Origin of the sequence: Sinorhizobium sp. B11, from assembly GCA_039725955.1 — a bacterium.
Taxonomy (GTDB): domain Bacteria; phylum Pseudomonadota; class Alphaproteobacteria; order Rhizobiales; family Rhizobiaceae; genus Rhizobium.
Genome location: CP091034.1, coordinates 3,453,083 through 3,478,879 on the forward strand (window position 1 = coordinate 3,453,083; position 25,797 = coordinate 3,478,879).

Sequence of the window (25,797 nt, forward strand, 5' to 3'; positions counted from 1 at the left end):
GCGCTTAGCCGCGGGGCCGTCAGCTGTCCATCATGAGGAGATGGTTTCACCACCTCGTTCTGAATGCGATTGCCTTTTCCGGGCGCAATGTCGTCAGCGCAAGCCATGGTCACGGGAAGAGCAAGAGCCGCACTCGCAAGGAGCGCTCTCCAGGCATGTCTCGCAGTGCTTGGCATGACGGGCAGGTTTCTCATCCTCCCATTCAGCCAGAATATTAGCCTTTACGGAAGTACGAAACGGTAAATGCACCGGCAGTAGACGTAAATATACTGACGGTTGGCCCCCGCAACGCTCATTCATAGGAGCACGGACGCGGCAAGATAAAAATTCATTCGATTGACTGAAATCTCCGTTGGAGTTATACGTCAGTCATGAGCGATGAACAAAACCAACCGAACCGCGCCGAAATCACCCGGGAAAAGCTGCTTGCCGCAGCACTCGATGTCTTCGGCCGCCATGGCTTCGACGGCACCTCGACACGGCAGCTGAGCGAGGCGGCGGGTGTGAACCTGCAGGCCATTCCCTATTATTTCGGCGGCAAGGAAGGGCTCTATATCGCGACGGCGGAATATCTGGTTTCGCGCATCGAGCGTCATGTCGGCGCCCTGCGCCAGCAGATCGTCGCGCATATCATGGAGCTCGATGCTACCGGGCAGACGCTGACGGCAGACGATGCCCGCCATTTCCTGACACAGCTTACGGAGACTATGGTCGGCATCTTCGTCAGCAAGGAATCGGAGCCCTGGGCGCGTTTCATCACACGCGAACAGATGGAGCCGACGGAGGCTTTCACCCGCATCTACAAGGGCCTGATGGGTCCGATGATCGAGATGGCGCGACGGCTGATCGGCACCATCCTGCGCGAGGATCCGGCTTCCGAGCATGTGCGCCTGCGCACGCTGGCCTTTGTCGGCAACATCATGATCTTCCGCCTCGCCCACGCCGCCGTCCTCGCCCAGATGGAATGGCAATCGGTCGGATCAGAACAACTCCAGAGCCTGCGCAAACTTGCCGCAGAACTTGTCGGCCTTTTGGAGCCGGCGAAAGGAAATACCCCATGAAACGAATCGTCCCCCTTGCCATCGTTATTCTCGTAGCCGCCGGCGGTGCCGCCTGGTGGTACGGCCTGCCGCAGAAGTTCGGCTGGCTGCCGGAACGATCAAAGGAATTCGCGCTCTACGGCAATGTCGATATCCGCCAGGTCTCTCTCGGCTTCCGCGTCAATGGACGGCTGGCCTCGCTCGCCGTCGATGAAGGCGACACGATCAGCAGCGGCCAGGTGCTCGGCAAGCTCGACGCGACACCTTACGAGGCTGCCGTTACGTCCGCAGAGGCCAATGTCGCCGCCCTGCAGGCCACGCTCGACAAGCTGAAGGCCGGCCCGCGCCAGACGGAAATCGCCCAAGCCCGCGCTGCCTATGACGAAAGCATCGCGGCGCTGCACAATGCCAATCTCACCTATGAGCGCGCCCGGCAGCTTCGCCCGCAGGGCAATATCTCGGAAGCGAACCTCGATCTGGCAACCGCCAATCGCGCAATGGCCGCGGCCCGCTCCGATTCCGCCAACGAAGCGCTGAAGCTGCTGCAGGAAGGCAGCCGCGTGGAAGACATCGATGCAGCCGATGCCCAGTTGAAGGCAGCGCAATCCGCTCTGGTCTCCGCCCGCATCTCGCTTGCCGATACGGAACTGCGCGCCCCGAATGACGGCGTCATTCTGTCCCGCGTGCGCGAACCCGGCGCCATCGTCGCGCCCGCCGACAGCGTCTATGTCCTGTCGCTGACGCAACCGGTCTGGGTGCGCAGCTATGTGGCGGAAGGCGATCTCGGCCGCCTGCATCCCGGCATGAAGGTCCAGGTGACCTCGGATACGCAAGCCGACAAGCCCTATGACGGCACGATCGGCTTCATTTCGCCGGTCGCCGAGTTCACGCCGAAATCGGTCGAGACGCCGGAACTGCGCACCGATCTCGTCTATCGCCTGCGCATCGTCATCGACAAGCCCGGCCCGGATCTGCGCCAGGGCATGCCGGTCACCGTGCACTTTCCCTCGCTGGCAGCGCGATGAGCCCGGTTCCCTCCAAGGCAGATGAAGCACTGGTCCGGCTTGCCGATGTCACCAGGCGCTTCGGCGATGCCCCGCCGGCTCTCGATGCCGTCTCCGGCGAGGTCAGGGGCGGCGCCATCACCGGCCTCGTCGGCCCCGACGGCGCCGGCAAGACGACGCTGATCCGGCTGATGACCGGCCTCATGCTGCCCGACAGCGGCACTGTCGAGGTGCTGGGCTTCGACACGGCCCGGAACCCGGCCGCCATCCAGGCCTCGATCGGCTACATGCCGCAGCGCTTCGGCCTCTATGAAGATCTCTCGGTCCAGGAAAACCTCGATCTCTATGCCGATCTGCGCGGCCTGCCGAAGGCCGAGCGCGCCGCCGCCTTCGACGAGCTTCTGACCTTCACCGACCTGAAGCGTTTCACGACCCGGCTCGCCGGCAAGCTCTCGGGCGGCATGAAGCAGAAGCTCGGCCTTGCCTGCGCACTCCTGAAAAAGCCGCGCCTGCTGCTGCTCGATGAGCCGGGCGTCGGCGTCGACCCGATCTCGCGCCGCGACCTCTGGAAGATGGTCGAAAACCTGACGCAGGAAGGCATCGGCGTGCTCTGGTCCACGGCCTATCTGGATGAGGCCGAAGCCTGCGATCATGTCCTGCTGCTCAACCAGGGAAAGCTGCTCTTTTCCGGCAAGCCGCACGATCTGACCGGCCGCGTGGAAGACCGTGTCTTCAAGGTCTCCGGCGTCAGCGGCCGCAGGCGCCAGGTCCTCGCCGAACTGCTGCAGACGAAAGGCGTGATCGACGGCGTCATCCAGGGCGATGCCATCCGCCTCGTGACATCAAAGGATGAGACGCCTGATATCGGCAAAACCGGCGGAGCAAAGCTGACACCCACCCCTCCCCGCTTTGAGGATGCCTTCATCGATATGCTTGGCGGCGGCCCCGGCGGGCGCTCCAAGCTTGCAGAGGCTCAGGGCTCGCCAAGCGAGACGGGCGACCGCCCCGTCATCGAAGCCCATGGCCTGACGAAGCGCTTCGGCGACTTCACCGCCGCCGACAATATCACCTTCGATATCGGCCGCGGCGAGATCTTCGGCCTGCTCGGGCCGAACGGTGCCGGCAAATCCACCACCTTCAAGATGCTCTGCGGCCTGCTGAAACCGTCAGGAGGCGAAGGCCGGGTCGCCGGTTTCGACCTGCGCAAGGATGCCGCCGAGGCGCGCAACCAGCTTGGCTACATGGCGCAGAAATTCTCGCTCTACGGCGATCTCACCGTCATGCAGAACCTCGAATTCTTCGCCGGCGTCTATGGCCTCTCCGGCAGCCGTCGCCGCGAGCGCATAGAGCTGATGACCGAGATCTTCGATTTCGGCCGCCACGGGCGCTATTCGGCCAAGGACCTGCCGCTCGGCCTGAAACAGCGCCTGGCGCTTGCCTGCGCCGTCATGCACGAGCCGCGCGCCCTGTTCCTGGACGAACCGACCTCCGGCGTCGATCCGATTACCCGGCGCGAATTCTGGACCCATATCAACGCCCTTGTCGAAAAGGGCGTCACCGTGCTGGTGACGACGCATTTCATGGACGAGGCCGAATATTGCGACCGCATCTCGCTGATCTATCGCGGCCGCTCGATCGCACTCGGCTCGCCCGACGAGTTGAAGGCGCGGGTCGCCACCGAGGAACAGCCGGACCCGACGATGGAGGATGCCTTCATCGCCCTCGTTCAGGACTCCGAAAAGGGGCAGGAAAAGGAGAAAGCCGCATGAGCGCTTCCTCCCGCAGCCGCCGCTTCATCGCCCTCGTCCGCAAGGAGAGCTATCAGGCGATCCGCGACCCCAGCACCATCCTCATCGCCTTCGTGCTGCCGTTGATCCTGCTCTTCCTCTTCGGCTACGGCGTGTCACTCGATACGACCCGCACCCGCATCGGCCTCGTTCTGGAGCAGGCGACGCCGCTGACGCAGGATCTCGCGGCAAGCTTCCAGGCCTCGCGCTACTTCTCCGTCACCGTTGGCCGCGACCGGCGCATGTTCGAAGACGATCTCGTGCTCGGCAATGTGCGGGGCATCGCCGTCATTCCCGCCGATTTCGCCACGGACTACGCCGCCGGCAATCACCCGCAGATCCAGGTCCTCGTCGACGGCTCCGACCCCAACACCGCCAATTTCGTCCAGAACTATGTGCAGGGTGCGGTCGCCAACTGGGAGCGCCAGCGCCAGTCCGAAACGGTCGCCGCCGGTCCGCCCATCTCGATCGAGCAGCGCTTCTGGTTCAATCCCGAGCTGACCAGCCGCAACTTCCTCGTCCCCGGCTCGATCGCGATCGTCATGACGCTCGTCGGCACGCTCTTGACCTCGCTGGTCGTCGCCCGCGAATGGGAGCGCGGCACGATGGAAGCGATGATGGCGACGCCGGTGACATCGGCCGAATTGCTCGCCGGCAAGATCCTCCCCTATTTCCTGCTCGGCCTTGCCTCCATGACGCTCTGCGTGCTGCTCGCCGTCTTCCTGTTCGGCGTGCCGTTTCGCGGTTCCGTCATCGCGCTCTATGCGCTCTCTGCCGCCTTTCTCATCCCGGCGCTCGGCCAGGGCCTGTTGATTTCGACGGCGACCAAGAACCAGTTCCTCGCGTCGCAGCTTGCGCTGATCTCCGCCTTCCTGCCGGCCTTCCTGCTCTCGGGCTTTCTCTTCGAGATCAATTCCATGCCTGAAATCATCCAGTGGATCACCATCATCGTGCCGGCGCGTTATCTCATCCCCAGCCTGCAGACAGTCTTTCTGGCCGGCGATATCTGGCCGATGTTTGCCCGCGCGATCACCGTGATGCTCACGATCGGCGGCATCATGTTCCTGCTGGCTGCCCGCAGCACCAGAAAGAGGATCGGCTGAGATGTGGTGGACCCGGCTGAAAGCCCTCATCATCAAGGAACTGCTGGCCGTACTGCGTGATCCCAAGGGTCGCTTCGTGCTCATCGTGCCGCCCGTCATGCAGCTTCTCGTCTTTTCCTATGCGGCGACGCTCGAGGTGCGCAATGTCGATGTCATGGTGCTGAACCGCGACAGCGGCCATTGGGGGCAGGAACTGATAGAGCGCATCCACGGATCGCCGACCTTCCGCCGCATCGACACAGCAGACAATCAGACCGATATCCGCGAAGCCATCGATGGTCAGTCGGTCATTGCCGCAATCGAGATCGGCCCCGATTTCTCCCGTAATATCGAGGCGGGCATTCCGGCTGATCTTCAGATCATCCTCGACGGCCGCCGCTCCAACGCCTCGCAGATCGTCTCCGGCTATCTCACCCAGATCGGTATGACGCTCTCGGCCGAGACGCCGGCAGGCCAGCGCGCTATGGCCAAAACAGTGGCGACCGTGCCGCGCAACTGGTTCAATGCCAACCTCACCTATCAATGGTTCATGGTGCCGAACCTGATCGCCAGCATCGCGCTCCTCATCGGTCTCATCGTCACCGCGCTGTCGATTGCCCGCGAGAGGGAACTCGGCACCTTCGATCAGCTGATGGTCTCGCCGCTGCGCGTCCATGAAATCCTGGTCGGCAAGCTCATTCCGCCAATGATGATCGGCCTCTTCCACATGACGCTCTATATCCTGGCGGCGTTATTCATCTTCGGCGTGCCGCTCAGGGGATCGCTCTTGCTGCTCTATGGCAGCTCGATCTTCTATCTGGGTTCGGTCGCCGGCCTCGGCCTCTTCATCTCGGCGCTATCGATGACGCAGCAGCAGGCAATCCTCGGCGCCTTCCTGTTCATGGTGCCGGCCATGCTGCTGTCGGGTTTCGCAACCCCGATCGAGAACATGCCGGCATGGCTGCAGCCGGTGACGACAATTAATCCGCTGCGTTATTTCCTCATCATCGTCAAAGGCGTCTTCCTCAAGGATCTTCCCGCGGAGGAAGTGCTGAACCAGACGATTCCGCTGGCCCTGATCGCGACCGCAACCCTCGGCGCCGCCGCCTGGCTGTTCCGCCGCAGGCTGGAATAGCCATCTCACGCACTATAACCCACACGGCCAATCCGTGACCCCTGCGATCAGGAACAACGACTGATCCGGCTCGTTTCCTCAACGCAAACCAAGGCAATTTCCACGGCGCTCACCTGCCCGGAATTGCTGAAGAAGCAATGAGATAGAGCATTTCCGTCTTTCCCCGAAAAACGCAAATGCTCTCGATCCAAGGAGTATCAAAATGTATAAGATTATTCTCGTTTCCGGCGCGCTGGCGCTTTCGTCGCTCGCCACCAATGCGATGGCCGACGGAGCGGTGACGGGTGCAGCCGGCGGCGCAATCACCGGCGCCATTGTCGGCGGCCCCGTGGGCGCTGCAATTGGCGGCGTGGCAGGCGGTGTCGCCGGCGCTGTTGTCGATCCGCCGCCGCGCGAGGTCGTAACCTATGTCCAGCAGCAGCCGGCCCCGCCGTCGGCAGTGGTGGTGCAGCAGCCGATCGTCGTCGGCAAACCGCTGCCATCAGATGTCCAGGTGATCCCGGTGCCGGATAATCCGCGCTATGCCTATACCGTCATCAACGATCGCCATGTGATCGTCGAGCCGCAGACCCATCGCGTGGTTCAGGTGATCGAATAAACGCAAAAGGCCCCGCTTTTCGGCGGGGCCTCTTTCATGCGCAGTTTTCAGAAATGTCAGGGCTTGCGCGGCGTCGTCAGAGCCGCGTCAGCGGTATCGACCACGAACACGGCGAGCAGCTTTGCCGGTTTCGTCTTGCTGGCATTGGCGCTGACATCGTGCCGGTCGCCGGGAAGTTCCGTGAAGTTCATTCCCTTGGTGAAGGTCTTCACCTCGCCACCATTCACCCCGCTCAAAATGGCGCCTTCGAGAACGGTCGCATAGATAAGCGCCGATTTGGCATGGGTATGCGCCGAGCTGTAGCCGCCGGGCTCGTACTCGACCAGGACACCTTTCACGCTCTTGCCCGGAACATCCGGAAGCGCGTGCGCGTAAACCTCCGTCACTTTCGCGCCCTTCGACTCGTAGACGAGTTCACCCTTGGTGAGGTCGTGCGCCGAGGCGACGGTGACCGGCAGAACGAGTGCCATCATGGCATAAAGGATCGTTTTCATTATGCTTTCTCCACTTGCGATGCATGTTTCTGGTGGCGGAGCCAATCCGCAAGCGCGGTCTGCCCCTGCATGAAGGCGCCCGTCGGAACGAGCGAGGTGGCCGTGACCGGCGCCCCGAAATAGCCAAGGGCTGCATCGACACCGACGGTGCGGCTGTCGCCCTTTGCTGCCAGGTATGTCCGCATAAGTTCGCCAAAGCCGGCGCGGTCCGGGCCGGCAAGGTCGACGATGCCATTATGCGGCTTGCCAAGCGCAACGCTCACCAATGCCGCCGCGACATCATCAGCCGCAATCGGCTGGAACTGGATATCGGGGACGTTTACCGCGCCGTCAGCGGAATAGGCCTCGGCCAGCGTCTCCATGAACTCGTGGAACTGCGTCGCGCGAACGATCGTATAGTCCTGGCCGGAGGCCTGCACCGCATCTTCCTGCGCCTGCTTGCCGCTCACATAGGGATTGCCCGAGAGCTCGCTGGTGCCCACGATGGACAGGACGACATGGTGGCGAACGCTGGCCGATTTCTCGGCTGCGGTCAGGTTGCGGGTGGAGGTCGCAAAGAAATTGCGAATGACCGGCTCGTCGTAGGAAACGATGTTGGAGACGTCGATGACGGCATCCGCCCCTGAAAGAGCGGCTTCGAGCCCCTCGCCGGTAAAGGCATTGATCCCGTTTCTGGAGCTGGCGACGACGACCTCGTGCCCGGCATTGCGCAGAATGGTGACTGCCCTGGAGCCGACGAGGCCCGTGCCGCCGATAACGACGACCTTCTTGGACGTGCTCATTGTAGCTTCTCCTATGACGAGGCCCGATTGCCCGTCTTTCTTTCGTTGAGTTCAAGGAAAGCGCAGCCGCGGGCGGCGATACCGCCATCGTCGTCTGCCATGACATCAGCCGCGATGTCTGCGATGGTCACTTTGGCGAGTTCGGCGCGATAAGCCTTCTCGGCCTTCAGCATTGCGGCATTGATCTGGCAGGGCTTGGTGAAGTACCGCCCCGGCAGAGGATTGGGTCCGCGCTGGCGGATCTCGGCACAGCGGAAGGCCGGTGCGGGACCTTCCACCGCCAGCACGACGTCGAGGAGAGTGATCTCCTCCTTCGCCCTCGCCAGCCTGTATCCGCCCTTCGGCCCCGGCGTCGTCACGAGCAGCCCGGCGCCCGACAATGCCTGCAGATGCTTCAGCAAGTAGCTTGGGGAAACCCCGTGAAGCTCCGCAAGTGCTGCCGCCAACAGCACCCCCTCCTCCGACAATCCGGAGAGGAAAGTCACACAATGAATTGCCTGCTCTACGCCGTCGCTGAGTTTCATGTGCCGTCTCCAATCATGGATAAACTTTATCCGCGATTTAGAGCGTCGTCAATATGCCCGGAGTGAACGATGCGTTCAGCGAAGTTTCCACGCGGAACGGGCGCGCAATTCCGGTCAGCGAATAAAAGAAAAAGGCCCCGCATTTGCAGGGCCTTAAGCAGGTGCACGACATCGAAAAGGCGGGAGGTCTTGTCCTAACCGCGATTGCGCAGCGCTTCCGCCTGCGCGTAGAACTTCTTTTCCCACTCCTTGTGATTATCGAGCCCTTCGCGGATGAACGGCGTGAAAATCGCAAGATTGAGCAGGGCCCAGTTGATTAGCCGGGCCGGGAATTTCAGCGGCTTGACGAAATCGATGAAGAGAACGACGCGCGTCTTGTCCGTGTGGTTCCACGCTTCATGCTCGTAGGCATCGTCGAAGATCAGCGCCTTGCCTTCCTGCCAGTGGCAGATCTGGTCCTTGACGCGAATGGCAAGCTTGTCAGCCGGCTCTGGCACGATCATGCCGAGATGCAGGCGCAGCACGCCATTATAGGGGCCGCGATGCGCCGGCAGGTGTTTGCCGGGTTCGAAGATCGAAAACATCGCAGTCTTCAGGCCGGGGATCTTCTGCACCGCCTTCCAGGTTTCCGGGCAGGCCTGGATGTTCTGCTCGGACTTCACCCCGAAACCGACGAGAAAGAAGGTTTTCCAGCGATTGTCCTTGGAGATGGTCTGCACGTCGGTGGAGATTTCCTGGAAGCTCGGCAGCTCGCTCTGGCGCACCAGCACGCGGTCGAGTTCGGCGCGGATCTGCGGCCAGGCCTTCTCGACCTCCTTCGCCCAGGGAAAGGCGGCATTGTCGTAAACCGGCGGATTGCCGAGTTTGGCATATTTGAAATTCAGGCCCTCGGCCCATGCGACGATGCCCATGAAGAAGCGCGTGATAGCGCTCGGCCGGTCCATGGGAGAGATCCCGGCAGTGGCAAAGTCTTGTGTCTCGGGGGCGGTTTTTGCGGGAAGATGTGTATTGGCGATAATGTCAGTCATGTGTTTTCCGTTGCCGACTAGAGCAATTCCAGCAAAAATGCACAGCGGCTTTGCATCCGGAATTGCGTCTTAACGAAGAAAAGCGCGCTTCCGTATTTTTGAAGAAAAACGGAAATGCTTGAGGTATGACATGGCCTTCCGCGGGAGCCGTCAGGACGGTTTCCGCGTTGGCCATCGAGTAAATATGGCTAGTGCCGGGCGTCGCTCAAGTACACTTAAGTACAGGTTTTAGCGATCAATTGCCGCATGACACCGCCGCGCTGCGAGCGCGTCGGTGTTCAATCTGCAAGGGAAAATATCAGACTTTAAGCTCGCGGCGTTCGCGCTCGGTTACCATGGCAAGGTCGAGCACCTTCTGCAGGTTCGCCGCATGACGGAAGTTCGGATCGAGCTGCACGCCTGTTGCCACAGCCTCGGCAAAGCGCTGGTAATTGCTTGGAACCGGCGGCACGTCGACCGGCTTCCAGGTCGCCGTTTCGACATCGTCGCCGAGGCAGCCATGCAGCTCGGAACCGCTTGGGCGGTGGATGACTTCCAAGCTGCCTTTCTCGCCATAGATGCGCAGCTTCAGCTCGTTCAGATGTCCGGTCGCCCAGCGGCTGGCATGGATGACGCCGAGGGCGCCATTGGCGAAATCGACCGACATGGTGAAGCTGTCATTGGCATCGAGCATGTATTCGCCGATCTGCCCGCCCGGCGCCTTGTTGAAGGTCTTCAACCGCGCAAAGACGTGATCGATGTCGGTCGCCGCGCCATAGGCGGCAAAATCCAGGATATGGATACCGACATCACCGAGCACGCCATTCGAACCGTGACCCGTCGACAAACGCCAGAGCCAGGTCGATTCCGTGCGCCAGTCGCCCCAGGCGCGTGATACCAGCCAGCTTTGCAGGTAGGACGCCTCCACATGCTTGATCGTGCCGAGCTCGCCCGATAGCACCATCTCGCGTGCACGCTGCAGGGGAGCAACGTTGCGATAGGTGAGATTGACCATGTTGATCACGCCCGCGGTCTCAGCCGCTTCCGTCATCTCCAGCGCCTTCGGATAGTTCTCCGCCAGTGGCTTCTCGCACAGCACATGCTTGCCGGCAGCAATCAGCGCCATGGTGGTCGGATGGTGGATCCGGTCAGGCGTGATGTTGGTCGCCGCGTCGAACTCGCCCCAGGCGATCGCCCCGTCGAGCGTCAGAAACCGCTTCTCGATGTTGAACTTGTCGGCAAAGGCGGCCAGACGGTCTGAATCCGTATCGACGGCACCGACTACGGTCACGCCGTCGATATTCATGAAGTGGGCGAGCTGGTTCTTCGCCATCACGCCCGTACCAAGAACGAGTAGTCGCATGGATGCTCCTCAGCGGTAACCGGCTTCGCCGGCCTGATGCAGTCTCGGGCCGCGTTCGACGATCGGCTCCAGTGCTTTTTCTACCGGCACATTTGGAGCATCGGTGATGCTCTTCAATGCACCCTCGGGGTTATAGGCCCACTTCACGCCATTGATCAGCACCTTCTGCACGTTTGCATCGTGATAGGTCGGATAGGTTTCGTGGCCAGGACGGAAATAGAAGATGTTGCCGGCACCACGCCGCCACGTCAGGCCCGAGCGGAAGACTTCGCCACCCTGGAACCAGGAAATGAACACCGTCTCCAACGGCTCCGGCACGGAAAACTGCTCGCCGTACATTTCCTCGTTTTCAAGTTCGAAATGCTCGCCGATACCGGCTGCGATCGGATGGCGCTGGTTGATCGTCCACAGGCGCTCGCGCTCACCCGCCTCGCGCCACTTGAGTGCGCAGGGAGTGCCCATCAGCCGCTTGAAGATCTTCGAGAAATGGCCGGAATGCAGCACCAAGAGGCCCATGCCTTCCCAGACCCGCTTGGCGACGCGCTCCACGACGACGTCGGACACAGCACCATGATCCTTGTGACCCCACCAGGTCAGGACATCGGTTTCGGCAAGCCGGGCTTCGGTGAGACCATGCTCGGGCTCCTGCAGTGTCGCCGTCGTCGCCGAAATCGCCGGATCCGTGTTCAGCGCCTTGGCGATGGTCGTGTGCATGCCTTCAGGGTAGATGCCCCGGACGATCTCATTGGTTGTCTCATGGATGTTCTCTCCCCATACGACGGTGCGAATGGCCATGGCTATGCTCCTCTAGAACCTTTGGATTTTTGGCAAGCAGGAAGGCGGGATTCAAAGCGCTTTGGAAAGATGGTCAGCCAAAGCAGTCCCTCCTCCACGTTAGAGGAAGACATAGACCTTTGTCGGTATTTTGACAAAGAGGATTTTTCCCGTCCCTGCGGCCGGGAAAAACCCCTTTTCACATCAATGGGAAACGGTCTTGGAGAACAGGTCGACGACGACCACGCCTGTTATGATCAGGCCGAGGCCGATAATGGCGGGCGTATCGAGCCGCTGCTTGAAAAACACGAACCCGACCGAGGAAATCAAGACGATTCCCAAAGCGCTCCAGATCGCATAGGCGATCCCGACGGGAATGTGCTTCAGCGTCAGCGACAGGCAGTAGAAGGCAGCCCCATAACAGGCAACGACAAGCGCCGTCGGACCGAGGCGGGTGAACTGCTGGGAGAGCTGGAGGGCGGTCGTGCCGATAACTTCAAGCACGATGGCTGCAACGAGCAGCCCATAAACGGCAGCCGGGTTCATGGCGGTATTCCTTCTTGATCTACTTGTGGGTCAGCTCGATGAGGCGGGCAATCAGCTCTCGCCTCAGAGCGCCACTGATATCATGGCTTTCCAACGTATCTGCGAACCACAGACCGTCGGCGGCAAAACGTACGATCAGCGTGTCGAGCGCGGAATCGGTGCCGATATATTCCTCGGCTCTCGCCGCCACCCATTGGCGCCATCGAAGGCGCAGCCGGGGCTCGGCTAGCAGCGCGATCGTCACCTGCGTCCAACTTCTGGAATCGTCGGGACGATCCTTCAGCCCGGATACCGCCTGCAGATAGGCGCGCGAGAAACGTCCCTGCGGCAGCGGATCGGCGCGCATCAGCTCGTCTATATCGGCGTCGAACCTCTCCAGCAGGCTTTCGAACAGGGCGTCCAGCAGCGCGTTCTTCGTCGGGAAGTGATGCAGCAATCCGCCCTTGCTGACGCCTGATGCAGCCGAGACCGCATCGAGCGTAACAGCGCTCATGCCCTGCTCACCGGCAAGACGTGCGGCGACCTCCAGCAACTGCTGGCGCACGAGCACGGGTTGTTTCTTGCGATGATGAGCGTTTGACATGGATTTACAAAGATACCGTCCGGACGGTTTTGTCAAGAAGAATCTACTGAATCTCCTGCCCTGCAAGGGATTATGCGCGAAATGACGCGGCGTTTTGATGACAGTTGCGATCCTTTTTGATCGGGTGCATCTAAGCGGTGGGCCGATAAGCCGGAAATGGCGTTCGGATGCTATTAAAACCTGGAGCGGCGCAGGGGGCGTGCAGCGCCGGGACGGGTATTTAAGGGATGGTTTTGTGCCGGAAGAGAAGGCCACTACGAACGTCACCACACTATACGACGCGATCGGCGGTGATCCTGTTGTCCGCGCCTTGACGCATCGCTTCTACGAACTGATGGATACGCTGCCGGAGGCTAGGCACGTGCGCGCCGTGCATCCGCCAAGCCTTAAAGGCAGCGAAGAGAAATTCTACGAATATATGACCGGCTATCTCGGCGGCCCGCCGCTCTATACCGACAAGCGCGGCCACCCCCGCCTGCGCAGTCGCCATTTCGTCGCCGAAATCGGCCCCGTCGAACGCGACGAATGGCTGCTCTGCTTCCGCCAGGCCATGGAGGAAACGATCGCCAGCCAGGCATTGCGAGACCTCATCTGGGCGCCGGTCGAGCGCCTCGCCCATCACATGCAAAACAAGGAATAGCCATGAGCCTGAACGCGCGCCTGGAGCCGGTGCTCTATGTCTTTGCCGGCCTGTTCGGCCTTGCGGGCGTGGCCCTTGCCGCCCTTGCCGCCCATGGCGGCGGCGATGCACATCTCGCCGCCTCGGCCTCCGCCATGTGCCTCGCCCACGCCCCCGCCCTGCTGGCGCTGGCAATTGGCGCCGGCAAGATTAGAACCGCCTGGCTCGCCGGTTTGCTGATGATTGTGGGAACGGTGCTGTTTGCGGGTGACCTCATGACGCTGCGTTTCACCGGCTCCGGCATGTTCCCCTATGCGGCCCCGACAGGTGGCTGGGCGATGATGCTGGGATGGCTGACCGTCTCAGCGAGCGCATTTTGGCGGGTGCGGGCGTAGAATTTCGGAAGGCCACAGAGCGGGCCTCCCCTCGCCCCCCTTGGGAAGAAGGGGATGCTAGCTGCTCGCCTGCGGTATTCGCCCAAAGCGCAAAAGATTGCCATGCGGATCATGGATATAGAATTCCTCCATGTTCCAGGGCCGCACCGCCATATCCGAGAGGCGCTCGATAGCCTTCGCACTGTATTCCCTATGAAGCGCGCCAATACCGCCGCCACGCAGATAGACGGATGTCTTGTCCGGCAGGCTTCGATCGTCGGTCAGCCAGAAATGCAGTTCCATCTCATCGCGTCTGACGATCAGATAGTCACTCGCCTCGTAGACGATTTTGATGAAGCCGAGCTGGTCCCGATAGAAGGCAAGCGTCTCGGCGATATCCAGCGACGGCAGAACCGGCATCACCTCGATGCGATCGGGATCGCCGCTCATATGGCATCCACAACGTTGAAGCCTTCGAACACCGGCGGCCCCTTGTACAGGCCCTTGTTGTCGCCGGCATTGCGGTGGGCGGCGCGGAAATTCTCCGACTTCGTCCAGTTCAGAAAATCCTCTTCGCTGCGCCAGAGCGTGTGCGAGGAAAACAGCGTATAGCCCTCCTCCGCATTGGCCTTGCCGCGCAGCAGGCGGAATTCGACGAAACCCGGAACCTGCGACAGGCTGGAATCGCGATTGCGCCAGACACTCTCGAAATCCCCCTCGGCGCCGGCAGCCACCTTGAAACGGTTCATCGCGATATACATCAAAAGCTCCTCACGCCTTTTTCTGGGTCGCTCGTCCGGCATAGGACGGAAAGGCGACGATATTATTGCCGTCGGTCGCATCCGCGCCAATGGGCTTTACAGACGCTTCGCCGGGCATGCGTGCCTCCCAGGCGGGAAACAGCACGACATTGGGATAGCTGCGCTGGCGCGCGGCATTCTCAAGGAAAACTTCGTAGAGCTCCGGCACAAGCCCGTCACCACCGTGAGCGGCGAGCTTGTGCAGGCCGATCATCGTAAACCCGTCAGGGTGCCCACTATTCATCAAAAAAATGTCCATTCATCGGGAACTGTCTCGTTCGTTCATCGTCTGCAGCGCACGTTCCAGGCTGGACTTGCTGCCGTTGCGCAGCGGAATGAAGGCCTTGCTGAATTTCTTGCAGCCGGTCTTCACCCGCAGGCAGGCATCATGGCTGATACAGTCGATCGGGCAGAAGACGCAGTCGACGGAAGGAAGCAATGTGTCGATGCGCGAAACGGCTTCGCGAAGGCCGCCGTCGTGGTGGATCAGCTCTGCGCCGAAGCTGCTGGCGATCTGGCGAAGATGCGCCACCTGGCAATCGCGGCCGCCGACATAGAGGAAACTGCGGCCATCCAGCTTGGAGCGCCCCGGGGAGGACTGTTGTGCCTCCTGATCGGCCTGAACGCGGATCTCCCGGTTCGCCCCCTTCTTCGCCTTTCGAGCCATTTACCACCCGTTCGCTCGTTGATCGTCACACGATTCCTGCGTGTGCGACCGGGACCTTATTAAACTTGATTTTTATAGTAAAGTATAAAGTTGATTGTTTTTATCATATTTAATTCCTGCCGACCTGAATTTCCTGCTTGAAACTCACGGGTTGCCCACCCGGCGGCGGGCTGAACGGCGATGCGCGCCGCACGGCATCGGTAGCGGCCTGATCAATCTCAGGAACGCCGGAACTCCTGTAGATGACGGCGGAGACAAGATTGCCGCCGCCGCCGATGGTCAATGTCACGCCGGCCGTCCCATCGACGCCGCGAGGCTCGCGAAGCGCGCGGCGAATGCGGGCACGAACCTTGCCGCCGTAATTGGCGCGCTCAGCGGTGCCGACCCCATTATTGTTGCTGGCGGCTTGCGAATTGCGGTCCGACTGGGCCGACGGATCGCCGTCGGCAACGCCGCGCTGCGAATTCTGCTGCTGCTCGCCATTCCTGCCGGCAGCCTTCTGCGGCGGACGCTTCTTCTCAACCGGCTTCGGCTTTTCCTCTGCCGTCAGCTTCGGCTTCGGGGTCGGTGTGACAACCTCCTTGGGCTGTTCCGGCTCCGGCTGGACTTCAGCCGTTTCGACAGGTTTCACCTCTTGCGGGGTCTGCGCAACCTCGGACTGGGTCTCGGCAGGCTGCACCTCGGTCGGCTGGACCTGAGTGGGTTGCACCGCAGTCGGCTGTATCTCGGTCGGCTGTACTTCGGAGGGCTGTATCTCAGGCGAAACCGCATCGACCGGCACCTGCTGCTGTTCCGGAACGATCGTGGACATCGGCTGCGCGACGGACTCCTCCGCCGGCACTTCGGATACCAGGATTTCGGGCTCGACAGCCGCGGCATTTTCCGGCGAGACCCGCGTCACTTCCGGCGCCGGCGCCTGTTGGATGGCCTCCTGCATCTCGACGGGCGAAACCTCGCTCGTCGTCACAGGCGAGACCTCGGTCGGCTGCACGGTCTCCGGCTGCGCCTCCGCTGTCTGCATCGGCTGGATCGTGTCGGGCTGGACAGCCTCTGGAATAATTTCCTGCTGCACGGTCGTTTCCGTCTCGCCAGCTGCCGCCTGGTCAACATCGGAATCGCCGTACATGACGACGCTCATCGCCTGGCCGGCTTCTTCGATCGACTCTTCAGGCGCTTTCGGAAAGGCAACGATCAGCGCAGTCGCCAATGCCGCGTGAAAGATCAGCGAGCAGATGCAGGTCAGTGTCAGCCGCCGCCGCACCGGCGCCTTCTCGTCCTCCTGCTTCTCCACCGCCGCATCCATCGGCAATGGTGTCACCGGAGCGGCGGGAGCGGCTTCCGGATGATCGGGGAAGGAGGAGATCTGCGCAAACCGCGCATAGTGGATGACCTGTTCTCCGGCCGGCTGGCGCTGCGCGTTGCGCAGATCGGCCAGCTCGTGGCCGGGATGCATGCCGGGATTGTTGTCGTTCAGGCCCTCGTCAGCGCCCTCCTCCTCGATGAGCACGTGTCTCGATCTGGATTTCGCTGAAATTGCCATTTGACGCCTCGGACAACCTGAAACATGCGCACCGGGTTTCCTCCCGGCCCGGTCTTGGCCTTCGATCTGGTCTTAGCCTTCGAAAGGAACTGAAATCTGCGAGCGGGTCACGAGACCCTTCATGCATTCGCCGGCCGCCGGCCCGTCACAGACAGGCGTGTCGTTGATCAGCACGCGCGTGACCGTCTCGCACTTTACGTTCGGCATATCGAACTGGCGCACGCGCTTCTTGCCCTGCGGCAGGTCACGGAAATCGAGCACCGTGATGCGGTCGACGGCATTCTTGTCGTTGAAGAAGGCAAGTTCGAAGGAGACCTTGTTGATCGGCGTCGCCAGATTGTTCTCGGCAACGAAGGTCATCATGCAGCCCTTCTGCGAGGGCGTCAGCGCGTTGAGCTCGACATCAAGCTTGGAAGCCGCTGCATCCTGCGCAAAGGCCTGCGCCGCGCTCGACACCGAAAACAGCACACCAGCCGCAAAAGCGGCAAACCGACCCGTCATTATCGCCTCTCCAAAGACCAAATTGACCGCCATCAGGCGGCTTCAAAACAGTGCCGTCAAAAACTTGACTGCTTTTGTCTTCTATTATTGCGTCTTTAAAAAACTATGAGTATGAGAGTCAAGATAAATGTAGCCGGAACGGGGCCTTCACCCCCGCAATCACGGGAAAAGCCGACCGAAATGATGGTTGAAAAGCCAGATAATTTTAAGCTCGCACAGCTGCGCAACGAGCCAGCAGTGGCCGAGATCCGTGTTCTCGAAAGCGGCGATCTTTTTGCCGGCACCAACGAGATCATGATCAGGCACGACGGCGTGATCTATCGCCTGAAGATCACCCGTCAGGGCAAACTCATTCTCAACAAGTAAGCTCATAGCAGGGTAGAACATGACCGAGCAGACCAGACCGGCACCATCAGAAATCCGCGCGTTCCGCGCTGAAAATCCGAAGATGCGCGAGCGCGACATCGCCGCGCAGCTCAAGATTTCCGAGGCCGCCCTCGTCGCCGCCGAAGTCGGCATCAGTGCCGTGCGCATCGATGCCAGTGCTGCGAAACTCCTGGAGCGTGTTGCCGATCTCGGCGAGGTCATGGCCCTGTCGCGCAACGAAAGCGCCGTGCACGAAAAGATCGGCGTCTACGAAAACATCAAGATCGGCGAGCACAACGCCATCGTGCTCGGCGAAAACATCGATCTGCGCGTCTTCCCGAGCCGCTGGGTCCACGCCTTTGCCGTCACCAAGAAGGACGGTGACACAACACGCCTCAGCCTTCAGTATTTCGATAAGACAGGCAACGCCGTCCACAAGATCCACCTGCGCCCGGCATCCGATGTCGAAGCCTATCATCGCATCGTCGCCGAACTGAAGCTCAACGACCAGAGCCAGGAATTCGTCGAGGCTGAAACCTCCTTCGCCTCCGACGAAGACGGCAATGTCACCCAGGAAGAACTGCGCGACAACTGGAGCAAGATGACCGATACGCATGAATTCTTCGGCATGCTGAAACGCCTGAAGATCGGCCGCCAGGCTGCGGTGCGCTCCGTCGGCGACGACTATGCCTGGAAGCTCGACAATACGGCGACGGCAGAGATGATGCATGCCTCCGTCAAGGCAGGCCTGCCGATCATGTGCTTCGTTGCCAATAACGGCATCGTGCAGATCCATTCCGGCCCGATCTTCAATGTCCAGCCGATGGGTCCGTGGATCAACGTGCTCGACGAAACCTTCCATCTGCATTTGCGCCAGGACCACATTGCCGAGACCTGGGCCGTACGCAAGCCGACCAAGGACGGCCACGTCACCTCGCTCGAAGCCTATGATGCTGACGGCAACATGATCATCCAGTTCTTCGGCAAGCGGAAGGAAGGTTCCGACGAGCGCAGCGAATGGCGCGAGATCATGGAAAACCTGCCGCGAGCCGCAAGCGTCGCCGCATAAGGATCAGAGCGATGAAAATCCGAAACAACCTGCGCCGGCTCCGTCTTTGGGAACTGGCTTTGACTGCGGCTGTCATGATCCTGCCGCTGGTTCCGATGGCACCGGTCGGCGATGCCTTTGTGCGCCCCGCCCACGCGGAGGACAAGAAGCTCGATACGTCGCGGCTCGTTTCGGTCGGCGGTGACGTCACCGAGATCATCTACGCGCTCGGCGAGGAGAACAGGCTGATCGCACGCGACACGACGAGCCTGTATCCGGAAGCAGCGCTGAAACTGCCCGACGTCGGCTATATGCGCGCGCTCTCGCCGGAAGGCATTCTCGCCATGAACCCGACGGCGATCATCGCCGTCGAGGGCTCCGGCCCGCAGGAAGCGCTGAACGTTCTGAAGAATGCCAGCGTGCCCTTCGAGACCGTTCCGAATGCCTATACGCGCGACGGCATCATCGCCAAGATCGATCGTGTCGGCACGTTGCTGAACGTGCCGGACAAGGCGAAAGCCCTTGAAGAAAAGGTCGGCGCCGATCTCGATGCCGCCGTCACCGATGCCGAAAAGCGTCCCGAGGCCGAGCGCAAGCGCGTGCTCTTCATCTTGAGCGCCCAGAACGGCCGCATCATGGCGTCAGGCACAGGCACGGCTGCCGATGGCGTCATCAAGCTTGCCGGCGCCGTCAATGCGATCAGTGAATTCCCTGGCTACAAGCCGCTGACCGACGAGGCGATCATCAGCGCCAAGCCTGATGTGATCCTGATGATGAACCGCGGTGATGGCGCCGGCACGAAAAACGACGACCTGCTTGCCCAGCCCTCGATCGCGCTGACACCGGCCGGCGAGAAGAAGGCGATCATCCGCATGGATGGTCTGCATCTCCTGGGCTTCGGTCCGCGCACGGCAAGTGCAGTTCGCGAACTCAACGCGGCAATCTACGGGGGCTGATGATGGCCGTACCGGAAGCCATGATGGAAAACAGGCGATCCTTTTTGCCGGTCTTCAGCAGAAACCGGCAGGCGGGCGACAGAACCGAGCTTGCCCTGCTGGCGATCGCCTTCCTCGTCCTGGCTTCCGTTTTCGCCCTGCTCTTCTCCGTCACGACGGGAGCGTCCGACGCCTCCATTCTCGACGTCGTCAGAAACATGGCAGGCAACGAAACGGCGCTCAGCGCCCGTGACCGGATCATCATCTTCGACATTCGCCTGCCCCGCGCCATCCTCGGCTTCCTGATCGGCGGATCGCTCGCCGTCTCGGGCGCGGTCATGCAGGGCCTGTTTCGTAATCCGCTCGCCGATCCCGGCCTTGTCGGCGTCTCCTCGGGCGCTGGCTTCGGCGCGGTCGTGATGATCGTTCTCGGCGGCACGATCGCCGCCCCCCTCTACCTCGCACTCGGCATCTACGCCCTGCCGCTCGCAGCCTTCGGCGGCGGCCTTGCCACCACGCTGCTGCTTTACCGGGTCGCCACCAGCAACGGCCAGACCTCGGTCGCCACCATGCTGCTTGCCGGCATCGCGCTCGGCGCTCTGACCGGCGCGCTGACGGGCGTGTTGATCTACATGGCCAACGACCAGCAGCTGCGCGACTTGACCTTCTGGGGCATGGGCTCGCTTGCCGGCGCGACCTGGATCAAGATCGCGGCGGCCGGTCCGATCATCCTCCTCTCCTTCATCGCACTACCCTTCATGGCCCGCGGCCTGAACGCCATCACGCTCGGCGAAGCGGCTGCCTTCCATATGGGCGTGCCGGTCCAGCGGCTGAAGAATATCGCCATCGTCACCGTTGCCGCCGCAACCGGCGCCTCCGTTGCCGTCAGCGGCGGCATCGGCTTCGTCGGCATCGTCGTTCCGCATATCCTGCGCATGGTAATCGGCCCGGACCATCGCTTCCTGCTGCCGGCCTCGGCACTGCTCGGCGGTTCGCTGCTGATTTTCGCCGATGTGCTCGCCCGCACCATCGTAGCACCCGCCGAAATGCCGATCGGCATCATCACGGCGGCCGTTGGCGGTCCCTTCTTCCTCTGGATCCTGTTGCGGCAGCGCTCGCGCCTTGCCCTGTGAGTGTGCACCGATGATCGAAGTTTCCGGCGTCAGCGTGCGCCTTTCCGGCAAGACCATCGTCCGCGATGTCGCATTCACCGCAAAGGCCGGCGAACTGACCGCCATTGCCGGACCGAACGGCTCCGGCAAGACAACCACGATGAAGGCCGTTTCCGGCGAGCTTGCCTATGAGGGCTGCGTATCTCTGAACGGCGAAGAGGTGCGCACATTGAGGCCGTGGCAACTTGCCTCCATCCGCGGGGTCCTGCCGCAGGCGAACGCCATCTCCTTTCCCTTCACCGTTCGCGAGATCGTCCGCATGGGCCTGACCTCCGGCCTCAACCTCCATGCCGATCAGGCCGATGAGACTGCTGCAAAGGCGCTGGCCGCCGTCGATCTCACCGGCTTCGAAGGCCGCTTCTACCAGGAACTCTCCGGCGGCGAGCAACAGCGTGTGCAGCTCGCCCGCGTGCTTTGCCAGATCTCCGAGCCGGTCGTTGACGGCAGACCCTGCTGGCTGCTGCTGGATGAGCCGGTCTCCAGCCTCGACATCAGCCACCAGCTGACCATCATGACGCTCGCGCGCGATTTCTGTGAGCGCGGCGGCGGGGTGATTGCGGTCATGCATGATCTCAATCTGACGGCTCTCTTTGCCGACCGGATCGTGCTGATGAAATCCGGCCGGCTGGCCGCTGAAGGCAGCGTCCGCGACGTACTGACAGACAAAACGTTGGAGACGGTGTTCGGCTGCCCGCTGCGCGTCAACACGGTGCCTGGCGACGGCACGCCTTTCGTCCTGGCCCATAGCGCGCTGGCCAACTCAGGAACCTTTCCAGCCTGAATGCGTTGTCCGCAATGATTTGGGTCAAAGCCGGGCGCTCTCTTCCGTGCCATTGATGGTGCTGACCCCGCGTGAAACCGGGCGGCGCTGATCGCGCCCAGCAATGGAGACAGTCATGGCCTACTCCTTCTTCCAGTCCAGCCGCAGCCGCCGCAACGGCGCTCTTCACAATCTCGAAACCAGCGTCGAAGACCAGATCGCAGCCCTGCGCGAAGAGCTCGCAGAGCTCACCCATGTTCTCGGCAAGACCTCCCGCCATCCGGGTGAAAAGCTGCGCTCGCAGGCATCCGCAAGCTATGAAGATATCCTCGGCCGCAGCGAGGATCTGCTGAACGAATTGCAGCAGCGCTACCTGCGCGGCGCCGGCGAAGTGCGAAACACCGTGCGTCGTCATCCGCTCGCAACTGTCGGCGCCGCTGCTGCCTTTGGCCTGCTCGTCGCCATGCTCGCGCGCCGCTAGGAGGCTCGATGCTCTTCCCGATCCTGAGCCTGCTCGTCGGCAACAGCGTTCACCGCACGGTGGAACGCACCAAGCGCAACGGCATCTTCGTCGCCGTTGCGTTGCTTTTTCTGCTGACTGCCTACGCGCTTGCCGTCACCGCAGGAGCCATCTGGCTGGCAGGCATCTACGGCGCCATCGGCGCATCCCTCTTCTTGGCGGCCTGCGCTCTGCTGATCGCGATCATCGTTTTCGTGATCATGACGATCATGAACCATCAGGAAGCCCGCCGCGCCCGGGAGCGCCGCGCAGCACTTGAATCTCTGGCAACCGTTGGCCTCGGCTTCGTTCGCACCCAACCGCTCCTGACGGCGGGCATCGTCGCTGCTCTCGTTGCTGCCAATCTGGTGGGTTCCAAGCGGGACGACTAATCCGCATCCTTCTCATTCTTCGATTGCCGCAAGAAGCGCAGCGCGCCCAATGGTGCGCTGCGCTTTTTCTCTGTCGTTGATTGAGGTAATCGCGCCATCGGTCCAACAAAAAAGCCGGCGCCCCGCAGGGCAGCCGGCCATCCTTCCTCCCAGGAAAGGCGTCGATCAGAAGGCAAAAGCCTTCGAGGTAAGCGGCGCCGATGTAGCGTCGGGACCGAAGTCCGCCTCGCCTGATATCTGCAGGAGATCCTGCAACCGCTGGCGCGCGCGGTTCACGCGGCTCTTGATGGTGCCGACGGCACAGCCGCAGATTTCCGCCGCTTCCTCATAGGAGAAGCCCGATGCACCGACGAGAATGATCGCTTCGCGCTGGTCCGGCGGCAGCTGGTCCAGCGCCTTCTTGAAGTCCTGCAGGTCGAGCGCGCCATATTGGGAAGGGTGCGTCGCCATGGATTCGGTAAACAGGCCATCGCTGTCCTGCACCTCGCGGCCGCTCTTGCGCATCTGGCTGTAAAGCTCGTTGCGCAGGATCGTGAAGAGCCAGGCTTTCATGTTGGTGCCCATCTCGAAATGATCCTGCTTGGCCCAGGCTTTCATGATGGTGTCCTGAACCAGGTCGTCGGCGCGGTCATGCCGGCCGATCAGTGATATGGCAAACGCACGAAGGCTTGGCAGGGCCGCCAGGAGTTCGCGCTTGAAGCTCGGTTGCGCTTTTTCCATGCGGGTATTCCTATTCGGCCATCTTTGCGGAAGCCATCATTTCGGCCTGATCAAGCTTTTCCAGCAGGTCGAGGAAACGGTCGGGAATAGTCTCCTCCTGCGCGGCAGCATAAAGCGACCGCAACCTGACGCCGATCTGGTTGTTCGGGTCCAATAGGTCGCTCGCCCGCAACTCCAACTGGCGCTCGTCCGGTGCTTCTGTCTTTTGTGTCGTCATCAACTGATCACTTCTTGCCTGTTGTCTTGGATTGAAAGGCAAAGTCGCTGTAAAAGGTAAATGGAACGGATAAGCGATCGATCAAGCAGGTTATTTCAAACCCTTGATGTCGTAGATCCATTCCGTTCACATGGGTCAAAACGTGACGCCCTTCATTTGTCGGCTAGGATAATGCGACGCCGCAAAAATAGTTCCTCACATCAGGAACTTTTTTATGGAGGCCGCGTTTTCTGGTCATTGCAGCCATTTACCTGCCTGTAGACGGGAGTTTTTAATGACACTATCCACTCGAATTGCGCCGCACCTTCCTTATCTGCGTCGCTATTCCCGCGCTCTCACCGGCACTCAGACATCTGGCGATGCTTATGTCGCTGCCGTTCTGGAAGCAATCATCGCCGATCTCTCCATATTCCCGGATACCGCGAATGACCGCGTTGCACTCTACAAACTCTTCACGCAATTGTTTGGTTCCACCGCGGTCGAGATTCCCGAGCCTTCCTCACCCTATGCCTGGGAGCAGCGCGCGACGCTGAACCTCTCGAAGGTTTCGCCGCTTGCCCGCCAGGCTTTCCTGCTCGCCTCTGTCGAGAATTTCCGCGTCTCCGAGATCGCAGACATTCTCGAAATCACCGAAGAGGAAACGATGCAGCTGCTCGACAAGGCCTCGCATGAAATCTCGCGCCAGGTCGCGACCGATATCATGATCATCGAGGATGAACCGCTGATCGCCATGGATATCGAGCAGATGGTCGAAAGCCTCGGCCACCGCGTCACCGGCATCGCCCGCACCCATACCGAGGCCGTCGCACTCTATAACAGGACCAAGCCGAGCATGGTGCTCGCCGATATCCAGCTTGCCGACGGCAGCTCCGGCATTGATGCCGTCAACGATATCCTGAAGACCTCGAGCGTGCCCGTGATCTTCATTACCGCCTTCCCCGAGAGATTGCTGACCGGGGAGCGACCGGAACCCACCTTCCTCGTGACCAAACCCTTCAATCCCGACATGGTCAAAGCGCTGATCAGCCAGGCTCTTTTCTTCAACGAAACGACCCGCGTGGCGGCCTGAAACATGAATCTTGGCCATACCGGAACTATTCCGGCAACGATGCGTTCCGGCTCTGCCGGAGCGTATTGGCGGCTTTAACGGTTTTTGCAGCGCTTGCTTTTAGAATGACCGGCAGGTTTGTCGGGAGAGCAACATCCCTCCGTTTGTTCGAAGGGACCGAGGAGAGGCGGCCGAGTGAATACGACTGGACCATTGTCCGGAACGCCTTTCACCACTGAAGGCAAGGCGGCAATAATGGAGCGCGCGCTCGCCAGCGCGGCTATCTCGATTCTCTATCAGGATGCCAGCCTTGCCATCATATACGCCGAAAATCTTCTCCCCTATTTCCAGACCCGTTTCGTCGCCGGTGGCGATGACGGCTCGTTATTTGGCGAAGCTCATGGAAAATCGCTTGCCGCGATAAAGCGGACGGTGCTTGAAACCGGCGCCTCCAATAATGCCGAGGTCGATGTTGCAATCGACGGCGAAGTCAGGACATTCGAACTGAACGTTCAGCGCACTGGCGGGCGCGGCAATTACGGTCTGCTCTCCGTCATCTCGGAGATTACCGAAAGCCGGCATCGCGAAAAGGTGCTGAAATCGCTGCTTCGCGAGCTTTCCCACCGCTCCAAGAACCTGCTTGCCATCATCCAGGGCATCGCCACGCAGACCGCCCGCAATACCATTTCTCTCGATTCTTTCCTGATGAAATTCCGCGGGCGTCTTCAATCGCTCTCGAACTCTCAGGATCTGATTACCGATTCCAGTTGGCGCGGCGCCTTTCTGTTCGAACTTGCCGAAAAACAGTTCGCCCCCTATTGGCCGGAAACATCAGGCTCCCTGCCGATATTCGGCATCAACGCGCATCTGACGCCGAATGCCGCGGTCCATCTCGGACTGGCCCTGCATGAACTGATCGTCAATTCCGCCTCTTATGGCGCAATCGCCAGCGGGGCGACCTCCATCACCCTGAACTGCCGGGAGGCTGAGATCGCCGGCCGCCAGGCAATCGAACTCGCCTGGGTGGAAGTGCTTCCAAACAGTGCCGACGTCCACGAATTCAGCGAAAACAGCTTCGGCCGTACAGTGCTGGAGCGCGTCGTGCCCTCTTCCGTCAATGGCAAGGCCGAATTGGCGCTCGTACCCGGCCGCATCGAATATCATCTGACGGTTCCGGAAACGGAATTCGAAATCCTGAAGCGCACCTGAGATTCCGTGGTTTTACGCGGTTCCGGACTCGAACCACACGTTTCTGCTGGAATTGCCTGAGCCAAACGAAGAAACAGCCGGTGCGAGGGCGGCGCACCGGCTGTCTCCACTCACCGGGAGGGGACCGTGAGTTCGTCCGAATGATGGGTTGGGGGCGCGCATGTTGGGTCGATGCGGTCATCATTCGGATATCGCATTAACTACGCTCGTT

General features: G+C 61.0%; 33 protein-coding genes. 17 read left to right on the forward strand and 16 right to left on the reverse strand.

Annotated features, from left to right (window positions below; genetic code table 11):
- Positions 1-371: 371 nt before the first annotated feature.
- The 6 genes from LVY75_27200 (at position 372) to LVY75_27225 (ending at position 6,646) form a co-directional block, all read left to right on the forward strand.
- On the forward strand, positions 372-1,061 hold the full coding sequence (locus LVY75_27200; protein XAZ22465.1) for a CerR family C-terminal domain-containing protein: 690 nt from the start codon (positions 372-374) through the stop codon (positions 1,059-1,061).
- On the forward strand, positions 1,058-2,065 hold the full coding sequence (gene hlyD, locus LVY75_27205) for a secretion protein HlyD (GenBank protein ID XAZ22466.1): 1,008 nt from the start codon (positions 1,058-1,060) through the stop codon (positions 2,063-2,065). The genes LVY75_27200 and hlyD overlap by 4 nt, the downstream gene beginning before the upstream one ends.
- A complete protein-coding gene (locus LVY75_27210) occupies positions 2,062-3,813 on the forward strand; it encodes an ATP-binding cassette domain-containing protein (protein ID XAZ22467.1) in 1,752 nt (583 codons plus the stop codon). The genes hlyD and LVY75_27210 overlap by 4 nt, the downstream gene beginning before the upstream one ends.
- Positions 3,810-4,934, forward strand: a complete 1,125-nt coding sequence (locus LVY75_27215; protein XAZ22468.1) for an ABC transporter permease — start codon at positions 3,810-3,812, stop codon at positions 4,932-4,934. The genes LVY75_27210 and LVY75_27215 overlap by 4 nt, the downstream gene beginning before the upstream one ends.
- A 1-nt stretch (position 4,935) precedes the next feature.
- Positions 4,936-6,048 carry an ABC transporter permease gene (locus tag LVY75_27220; protein XAZ22469.1) on the forward strand — a complete coding sequence of 371 codons (1,113 nt, stop codon included), beginning with the start codon at positions 4,936-4,938 and terminating at the stop codon, positions 6,046-6,048.
- 202 nt (positions 6,049-6,250) lie between these two features.
- Positions 6,251-6,646 (forward strand): DUF1236 domain-containing protein, encoded by a 396-nt coding sequence (locus LVY75_27225; GenBank protein ID XAZ22470.1) that lies wholly within the window; start codon positions 6,251-6,253, stop codon positions 6,644-6,646.
- A gap of 56 nt (positions 6,647-6,702) precedes the next feature.
- On the opposite strand, the gene LVY75_27230 is transcribed toward LVY75_27225, so the two are convergent.
- From LVY75_27230 to LVY75_27265, 8 genes are all read right to left on the reverse strand, one after another.
- Positions 6,703-7,140 carry a cupin domain-containing protein gene (locus tag LVY75_27230; protein XAZ22471.1) on the reverse strand — a complete coding sequence of 146 codons (438 nt, stop codon included), beginning with the start codon at positions 7,138-7,140 and terminating at the stop codon, positions 6,703-6,705.
- Positions 7,140-7,922, reverse strand: coding sequence for an SDR family oxidoreductase (locus tag LVY75_27235; GenBank protein XAZ22472.1), 783 nt, complete (start codon positions 7,920-7,922; stop codon positions 7,140-7,142). Before LVY75_27235 ends, LVY75_27230 begins: the two co-directional genes overlap by 1 nt.
- An 11-nt stretch (positions 7,923-7,933) precedes the next feature.
- Positions 7,934-8,446, reverse strand: coding sequence for an Rrf2 family transcriptional regulator (locus LVY75_27240; protein ID XAZ22473.1), 513 nt, complete (start codon positions 8,444-8,446; stop codon positions 7,934-7,936).
- A gap of 194 nt (positions 8,447-8,640) precedes the next feature.
- Positions 8,641-9,474, reverse strand: a complete 834-nt coding sequence (locus LVY75_27245) for an aspartyl/asparaginyl beta-hydroxylase domain-containing protein (protein XAZ22474.1) — start codon at positions 9,472-9,474, stop codon at positions 8,641-8,643.
- Positions 9,475-9,772: 298 nt separating this feature from the next.
- On the reverse strand, positions 9,773-10,816 hold the full coding sequence (locus LVY75_27250; protein ID XAZ22475.1) for a Gfo/Idh/MocA family oxidoreductase: 1,044 nt from the start codon (positions 10,814-10,816) through the stop codon (positions 9,773-9,775).
- Between the two features lie 9 nt (positions 10,817-10,825).
- Positions 10,826-11,611 carry a ThuA domain-containing protein gene (locus LVY75_27255; protein ID XAZ22476.1) on the reverse strand — a complete coding sequence of 262 codons (786 nt, stop codon included), beginning with the start codon at positions 11,609-11,611 and terminating at the stop codon, positions 10,826-10,828.
- Between the two features lie 183 nt (positions 11,612-11,794).
- On the reverse strand, positions 11,795-12,136 hold the full coding sequence (locus tag LVY75_27260) for an SMR family transporter (protein XAZ22477.1): 342 nt from the start codon (positions 12,134-12,136) through the stop codon (positions 11,795-11,797).
- Positions 12,137-12,155: 19 nt separating this feature from the next.
- The gene (locus LVY75_27265; protein XAZ22478.1) at positions 12,156-12,719 is read right to left on the reverse strand and encodes a TetR/AcrR family transcriptional regulator; all 564 of its coding nucleotides are present in this window, start codon (positions 12,717-12,719) and stop codon (positions 12,156-12,158) included.
- Positions 12,720-12,954: 235 nt separating this feature from the next.
- Here LVY75_27265 and LVY75_27270 point away from each other — a divergent pair, with 235 nt between their 5' ends.
- Together LVY75_27270 and LVY75_27275 are read left to right on the forward strand one after the other, a co-directional pair.
- Positions 12,955-13,359 (forward strand): group II truncated hemoglobin, encoded by a 405-nt coding sequence (locus LVY75_27270; GenBank protein XAZ22479.1) that lies wholly within the window; start codon positions 12,955-12,957, stop codon positions 13,357-13,359.
- A 2-nt stretch (positions 13,360-13,361) separates the two neighbouring features.
- On the forward strand, positions 13,362-13,733 hold the full coding sequence (locus LVY75_27275; protein XAZ22480.1) for a DUF423 domain-containing protein: 372 nt from the start codon (positions 13,362-13,364) through the stop codon (positions 13,731-13,733).
- A gap of 57 nt (positions 13,734-13,790) precedes the next feature.
- Here the strand turns inward: LVY75_27275 and LVY75_27280 are convergent, their stop codons facing one another.
- The 6 genes from LVY75_27280 to LVY75_27305 all read right to left on the reverse strand — a co-directional run bounded on the left by LVY75_27280 (position 13,791) and on the right by LVY75_27305 (position 17,220).
- A complete protein-coding gene (locus LVY75_27280; protein XAZ22481.1) occupies positions 13,791-14,162 on the reverse strand; it encodes a VOC family protein in 372 nt (123 codons plus the stop codon).
- Entirely contained in the window at positions 14,159-14,473 is a 315-nt protein-coding gene (locus tag LVY75_27285; protein XAZ22482.1) for an antibiotic biosynthesis monooxygenase, read from the reverse strand. The genes LVY75_27280 and LVY75_27285 overlap by 4 nt, the downstream gene beginning before the upstream one ends.
- A gap of 10 nt (positions 14,474-14,483) precedes the next feature.
- Entirely contained in the window at positions 14,484-14,756 is a 273-nt protein-coding gene (locus LVY75_27290; GenBank protein XAZ22483.1) for a hypothetical protein, read from the reverse strand.
- 15 nt (positions 14,757-14,771) lie between these two features.
- Positions 14,772-15,179, reverse strand: a complete 408-nt coding sequence (locus LVY75_27295) for a DUF2325 domain-containing protein (GenBank protein XAZ22484.1) — start codon at positions 15,177-15,179, stop codon at positions 14,772-14,774.
- Positions 15,180-15,288: 109 nt separating this feature from the next.
- Positions 15,289-16,719: a TonB family protein gene (locus LVY75_27300; GenBank protein ID XAZ22485.1), complete on the reverse strand. Its 1,431-nt coding sequence runs from the start codon at positions 16,717-16,719 to the stop codon at positions 15,289-15,291.
- A 72-nt stretch (positions 16,720-16,791) separates the two neighbouring features.
- Complete coding sequence (locus LVY75_27305) at positions 16,792-17,220, reverse strand: hypothetical protein (protein XAZ22486.1); 429 nt, start codon at positions 17,218-17,220, stop codon at positions 16,792-16,794.
- Between the two features lie 180 nt (positions 17,221-17,400).
- Between LVY75_27305 and hemP the strand changes: the two genes are divergently transcribed.
- The 7 genes from hemP (at position 17,401) to LVY75_27340 (ending at position 22,392) form a co-directional block, all read left to right on the forward strand.
- On the forward strand, positions 17,401-17,586 hold the full coding sequence (gene hemP, locus LVY75_27310; GenBank protein ID XAZ22487.1) for a hemin uptake protein HemP: 186 nt from the start codon (positions 17,401-17,403) through the stop codon (positions 17,584-17,586).
- Between the two features lie 19 nt (positions 17,587-17,605).
- Entirely contained in the window at positions 17,606-18,655 is a 1,050-nt protein-coding gene (locus LVY75_27315; GenBank protein XAZ22488.1) for a hemin-degrading factor, read from the forward strand.
- A gap of 11 nt (positions 18,656-18,666) precedes the next feature.
- Positions 18,667-19,590 carry a hemin ABC transporter substrate-binding protein gene (locus tag LVY75_27320; GenBank protein ID XAZ22489.1) on the forward strand — a complete coding sequence of 308 codons (924 nt, stop codon included), beginning with the start codon at positions 18,667-18,669 and terminating at the stop codon, positions 19,588-19,590.
- A gap of 2 nt (positions 19,591-19,592) precedes the next feature.
- The gene (locus LVY75_27325; protein XAZ25845.1) at positions 19,593-20,702 is read left to right on the forward strand and encodes an iron ABC transporter permease; all 1,110 of its coding nucleotides are present in this window, start codon (positions 19,593-19,595) and stop codon (positions 20,700-20,702) included.
- A 10-nt stretch (positions 20,703-20,712) separates the two neighbouring features.
- On the forward strand, positions 20,713-21,522 hold the full coding sequence (locus LVY75_27330) for a heme ABC transporter ATP-binding protein (protein ID XAZ22490.1): 810 nt from the start codon (positions 20,713-20,715) through the stop codon (positions 21,520-21,522).
- Between the two features lie 115 nt (positions 21,523-21,637).
- Entirely contained in the window at positions 21,638-21,982 is a 345-nt protein-coding gene (locus tag LVY75_27335) for a hypothetical protein (GenBank protein ID XAZ22491.1), read from the forward strand.
- Positions 21,983-21,990: 8 nt separating this feature from the next.
- Entirely contained in the window at positions 21,991-22,392 is a 402-nt protein-coding gene (locus LVY75_27340; protein ID XAZ22492.1) for a hypothetical protein, read from the forward strand.
- 165 nt (positions 22,393-22,557) lie between these two features.
- Here LVY75_27340 and LVY75_27345 read toward each other — a convergent pair whose 3' ends face one another.
- Positions 22,558-23,112, reverse strand: coding sequence for an RNA polymerase sigma factor (locus LVY75_27345; GenBank protein XAZ22493.1), 555 nt, complete (start codon positions 23,110-23,112; stop codon positions 22,558-22,560).
- 10 nt (positions 23,113-23,122) lie between these two features.
- Positions 23,123-23,329 carry a hypothetical protein gene (locus LVY75_27350; protein ID XAZ22494.1) on the reverse strand — a complete coding sequence of 69 codons (207 nt, stop codon included), beginning with the start codon at positions 23,327-23,329 and terminating at the stop codon, positions 23,123-23,125.
- Between the two features lie 274 nt (positions 23,330-23,603).
- Between LVY75_27350 and LVY75_27355 the strand changes: the two genes are divergently transcribed.
- Positions 23,604-24,398, forward strand: coding sequence for a response regulator (locus LVY75_27355; protein XAZ22495.1), 795 nt, complete (start codon positions 23,604-23,606; stop codon positions 24,396-24,398).
- A gap of 192 nt (positions 24,399-24,590) precedes the next feature.
- Complete coding sequence (locus LVY75_27360; GenBank protein XAZ25846.1) at positions 24,591-25,586, forward strand: sensor histidine kinase; 996 nt, start codon at positions 24,591-24,593, stop codon at positions 25,584-25,586.
- Positions 25,587-25,797: the final 211 nt, after the last annotated feature.

Coding starts and splice junctions, on each gene's coding strand:
- LVY75_27200 (XAZ22465.1), top strand. CDS start 372: ATGAGCGATGAACAAAACCAACCGAACCGCGCCGAAATCACCCGGGAA.
- hlyD (XAZ22466.1), top strand. CDS start 1,058: ATGAAACGAATCGTCCCCCTTGCCATCGTTATTCTCGTAGCCGCCGGC.
- LVY75_27210 (XAZ22467.1), top strand. CDS start 2,062: ATGAGCCCGGTTCCCTCCAAGGCAGATGAAGCACTGGTCCGGCTTGCC.
- LVY75_27215 (XAZ22468.1), top strand. CDS start 3,810: ATGAGCGCTTCCTCCCGCAGCCGCCGCTTCATCGCCCTCGTCCGCAAG.
- LVY75_27220 (XAZ22469.1), top strand. CDS start 4,936: ATGTGGTGGACCCGGCTGAAAGCCCTCATCATCAAGGAACTGCTGGCC.
- LVY75_27225 (XAZ22470.1), top strand. CDS start 6,251: ATGTATAAGATTATTCTCGTTTCCGGCGCGCTGGCGCTTTCGTCGCTC.
- LVY75_27230 (XAZ22471.1), bottom strand. CDS start 7,140: ATGAAAACGATCCTTTATGCCATGATGGCACTCGTTCTGCCGGTCACC.
- LVY75_27235 (XAZ22472.1), bottom strand. CDS start 7,922: ATGAGCACGTCCAAGAAGGTCGTCGTTATCGGCGGCACGGGCCTCGTC.
- LVY75_27240 (XAZ22473.1), bottom strand. CDS start 8,446: ATGAAACTCAGCGACGGCGTAGAGCAGGCAATTCATTGTGTGACTTTC.
- LVY75_27245 (XAZ22474.1), bottom strand. CDS start 9,474: ATGACTGACATTATCGCCAATACACATCTTCCCGCAAAAACCGCCCCC.
- LVY75_27250 (XAZ22475.1), bottom strand. CDS start 10,816: ATGCGACTACTCGTTCTTGGTACGGGCGTGATGGCGAAGAACCAGCTC.
- LVY75_27255 (XAZ22476.1), bottom strand. CDS start 11,611: ATGGCCATTCGCACCGTCGTATGGGGAGAGAACATCCATGAGACAACC.
- LVY75_27260 (XAZ22477.1), bottom strand. CDS start 12,136: ATGAACCCGGCTGCCGTTTATGGGCTGCTCGTTGCAGCCATCGTGCTT.
- LVY75_27265 (XAZ22478.1), bottom strand. CDS start 12,719: ATGTCAAACGCTCATCATCGCAAGAAACAACCCGTGCTCGTGCGCCAG.
- LVY75_27275 (XAZ22480.1), top strand. CDS start 13,362: ATGAGCCTGAACGCGCGCCTGGAGCCGGTGCTCTATGTCTTTGCCGGC.
- LVY75_27280 (XAZ22481.1), bottom strand. CDS start 14,162: ATGAGCGGCGATCCCGATCGCATCGAGGTGATGCCGGTTCTGCCGTCG.
- LVY75_27285 (XAZ22482.1), bottom strand. CDS start 14,473: ATGTATATCGCGATGAACCGTTTCAAGGTGGCTGCCGGCGCCGAGGGG.
- LVY75_27290 (XAZ22483.1), bottom strand. CDS start 14,756: ATGAATAGTGGGCACCCTGACGGGTTTACGATGATCGGCCTGCACAAG.
- LVY75_27295 (XAZ22484.1), bottom strand. CDS start 15,179: ATGGCTCGAAAGGCGAAGAAGGGGGCGAACCGGGAGATCCGCGTTCAG.
- LVY75_27300 (XAZ22485.1), bottom strand. CDS start 16,719: ATGGCAATTTCAGCGAAATCCAGATCGAGACACGTGCTCATCGAGGAG.
- LVY75_27305 (XAZ22486.1), bottom strand. CDS start 17,220: ATGACGGGTCGGTTTGCCGCTTTTGCGGCTGGTGTGCTGTTTTCGGTG.
- hemP (XAZ22487.1), top strand. CDS start 17,401: ATGATGGTTGAAAAGCCAGATAATTTTAAGCTCGCACAGCTGCGCAAC.
- LVY75_27315 (XAZ22488.1), top strand. CDS start 17,606: ATGACCGAGCAGACCAGACCGGCACCATCAGAAATCCGCGCGTTCCGC.
- LVY75_27320 (XAZ22489.1), top strand. CDS start 18,667: ATGAAAATCCGAAACAACCTGCGCCGGCTCCGTCTTTGGGAACTGGCT.
- LVY75_27325 (XAZ25845.1), top strand. CDS start 19,593: ATGGCCGTACCGGAAGCCATGATGGAAAACAGGCGATCCTTTTTGCCG.
- LVY75_27330 (XAZ22490.1), top strand. CDS start 20,713: ATGATCGAAGTTTCCGGCGTCAGCGTGCGCCTTTCCGGCAAGACCATC.
- LVY75_27335 (XAZ22491.1), top strand. CDS start 21,638: ATGGCCTACTCCTTCTTCCAGTCCAGCCGCAGCCGCCGCAACGGCGCT.
- LVY75_27340 (XAZ22492.1), top strand. CDS start 21,991: ATGCTCTTCCCGATCCTGAGCCTGCTCGTCGGCAACAGCGTTCACCGC.
- LVY75_27345 (XAZ22493.1), bottom strand. CDS start 23,112: ATGGAAAAAGCGCAACCGAGCTTCAAGCGCGAACTCCTGGCGGCCCTG.
- LVY75_27350 (XAZ22494.1), bottom strand. CDS start 23,329: ATGACGACACAAAAGACAGAAGCACCGGACGAGCGCCAGTTGGAGTTG.
- LVY75_27355 (XAZ22495.1), top strand. CDS start 23,604: ATGACACTATCCACTCGAATTGCGCCGCACCTTCCTTATCTGCGTCGC.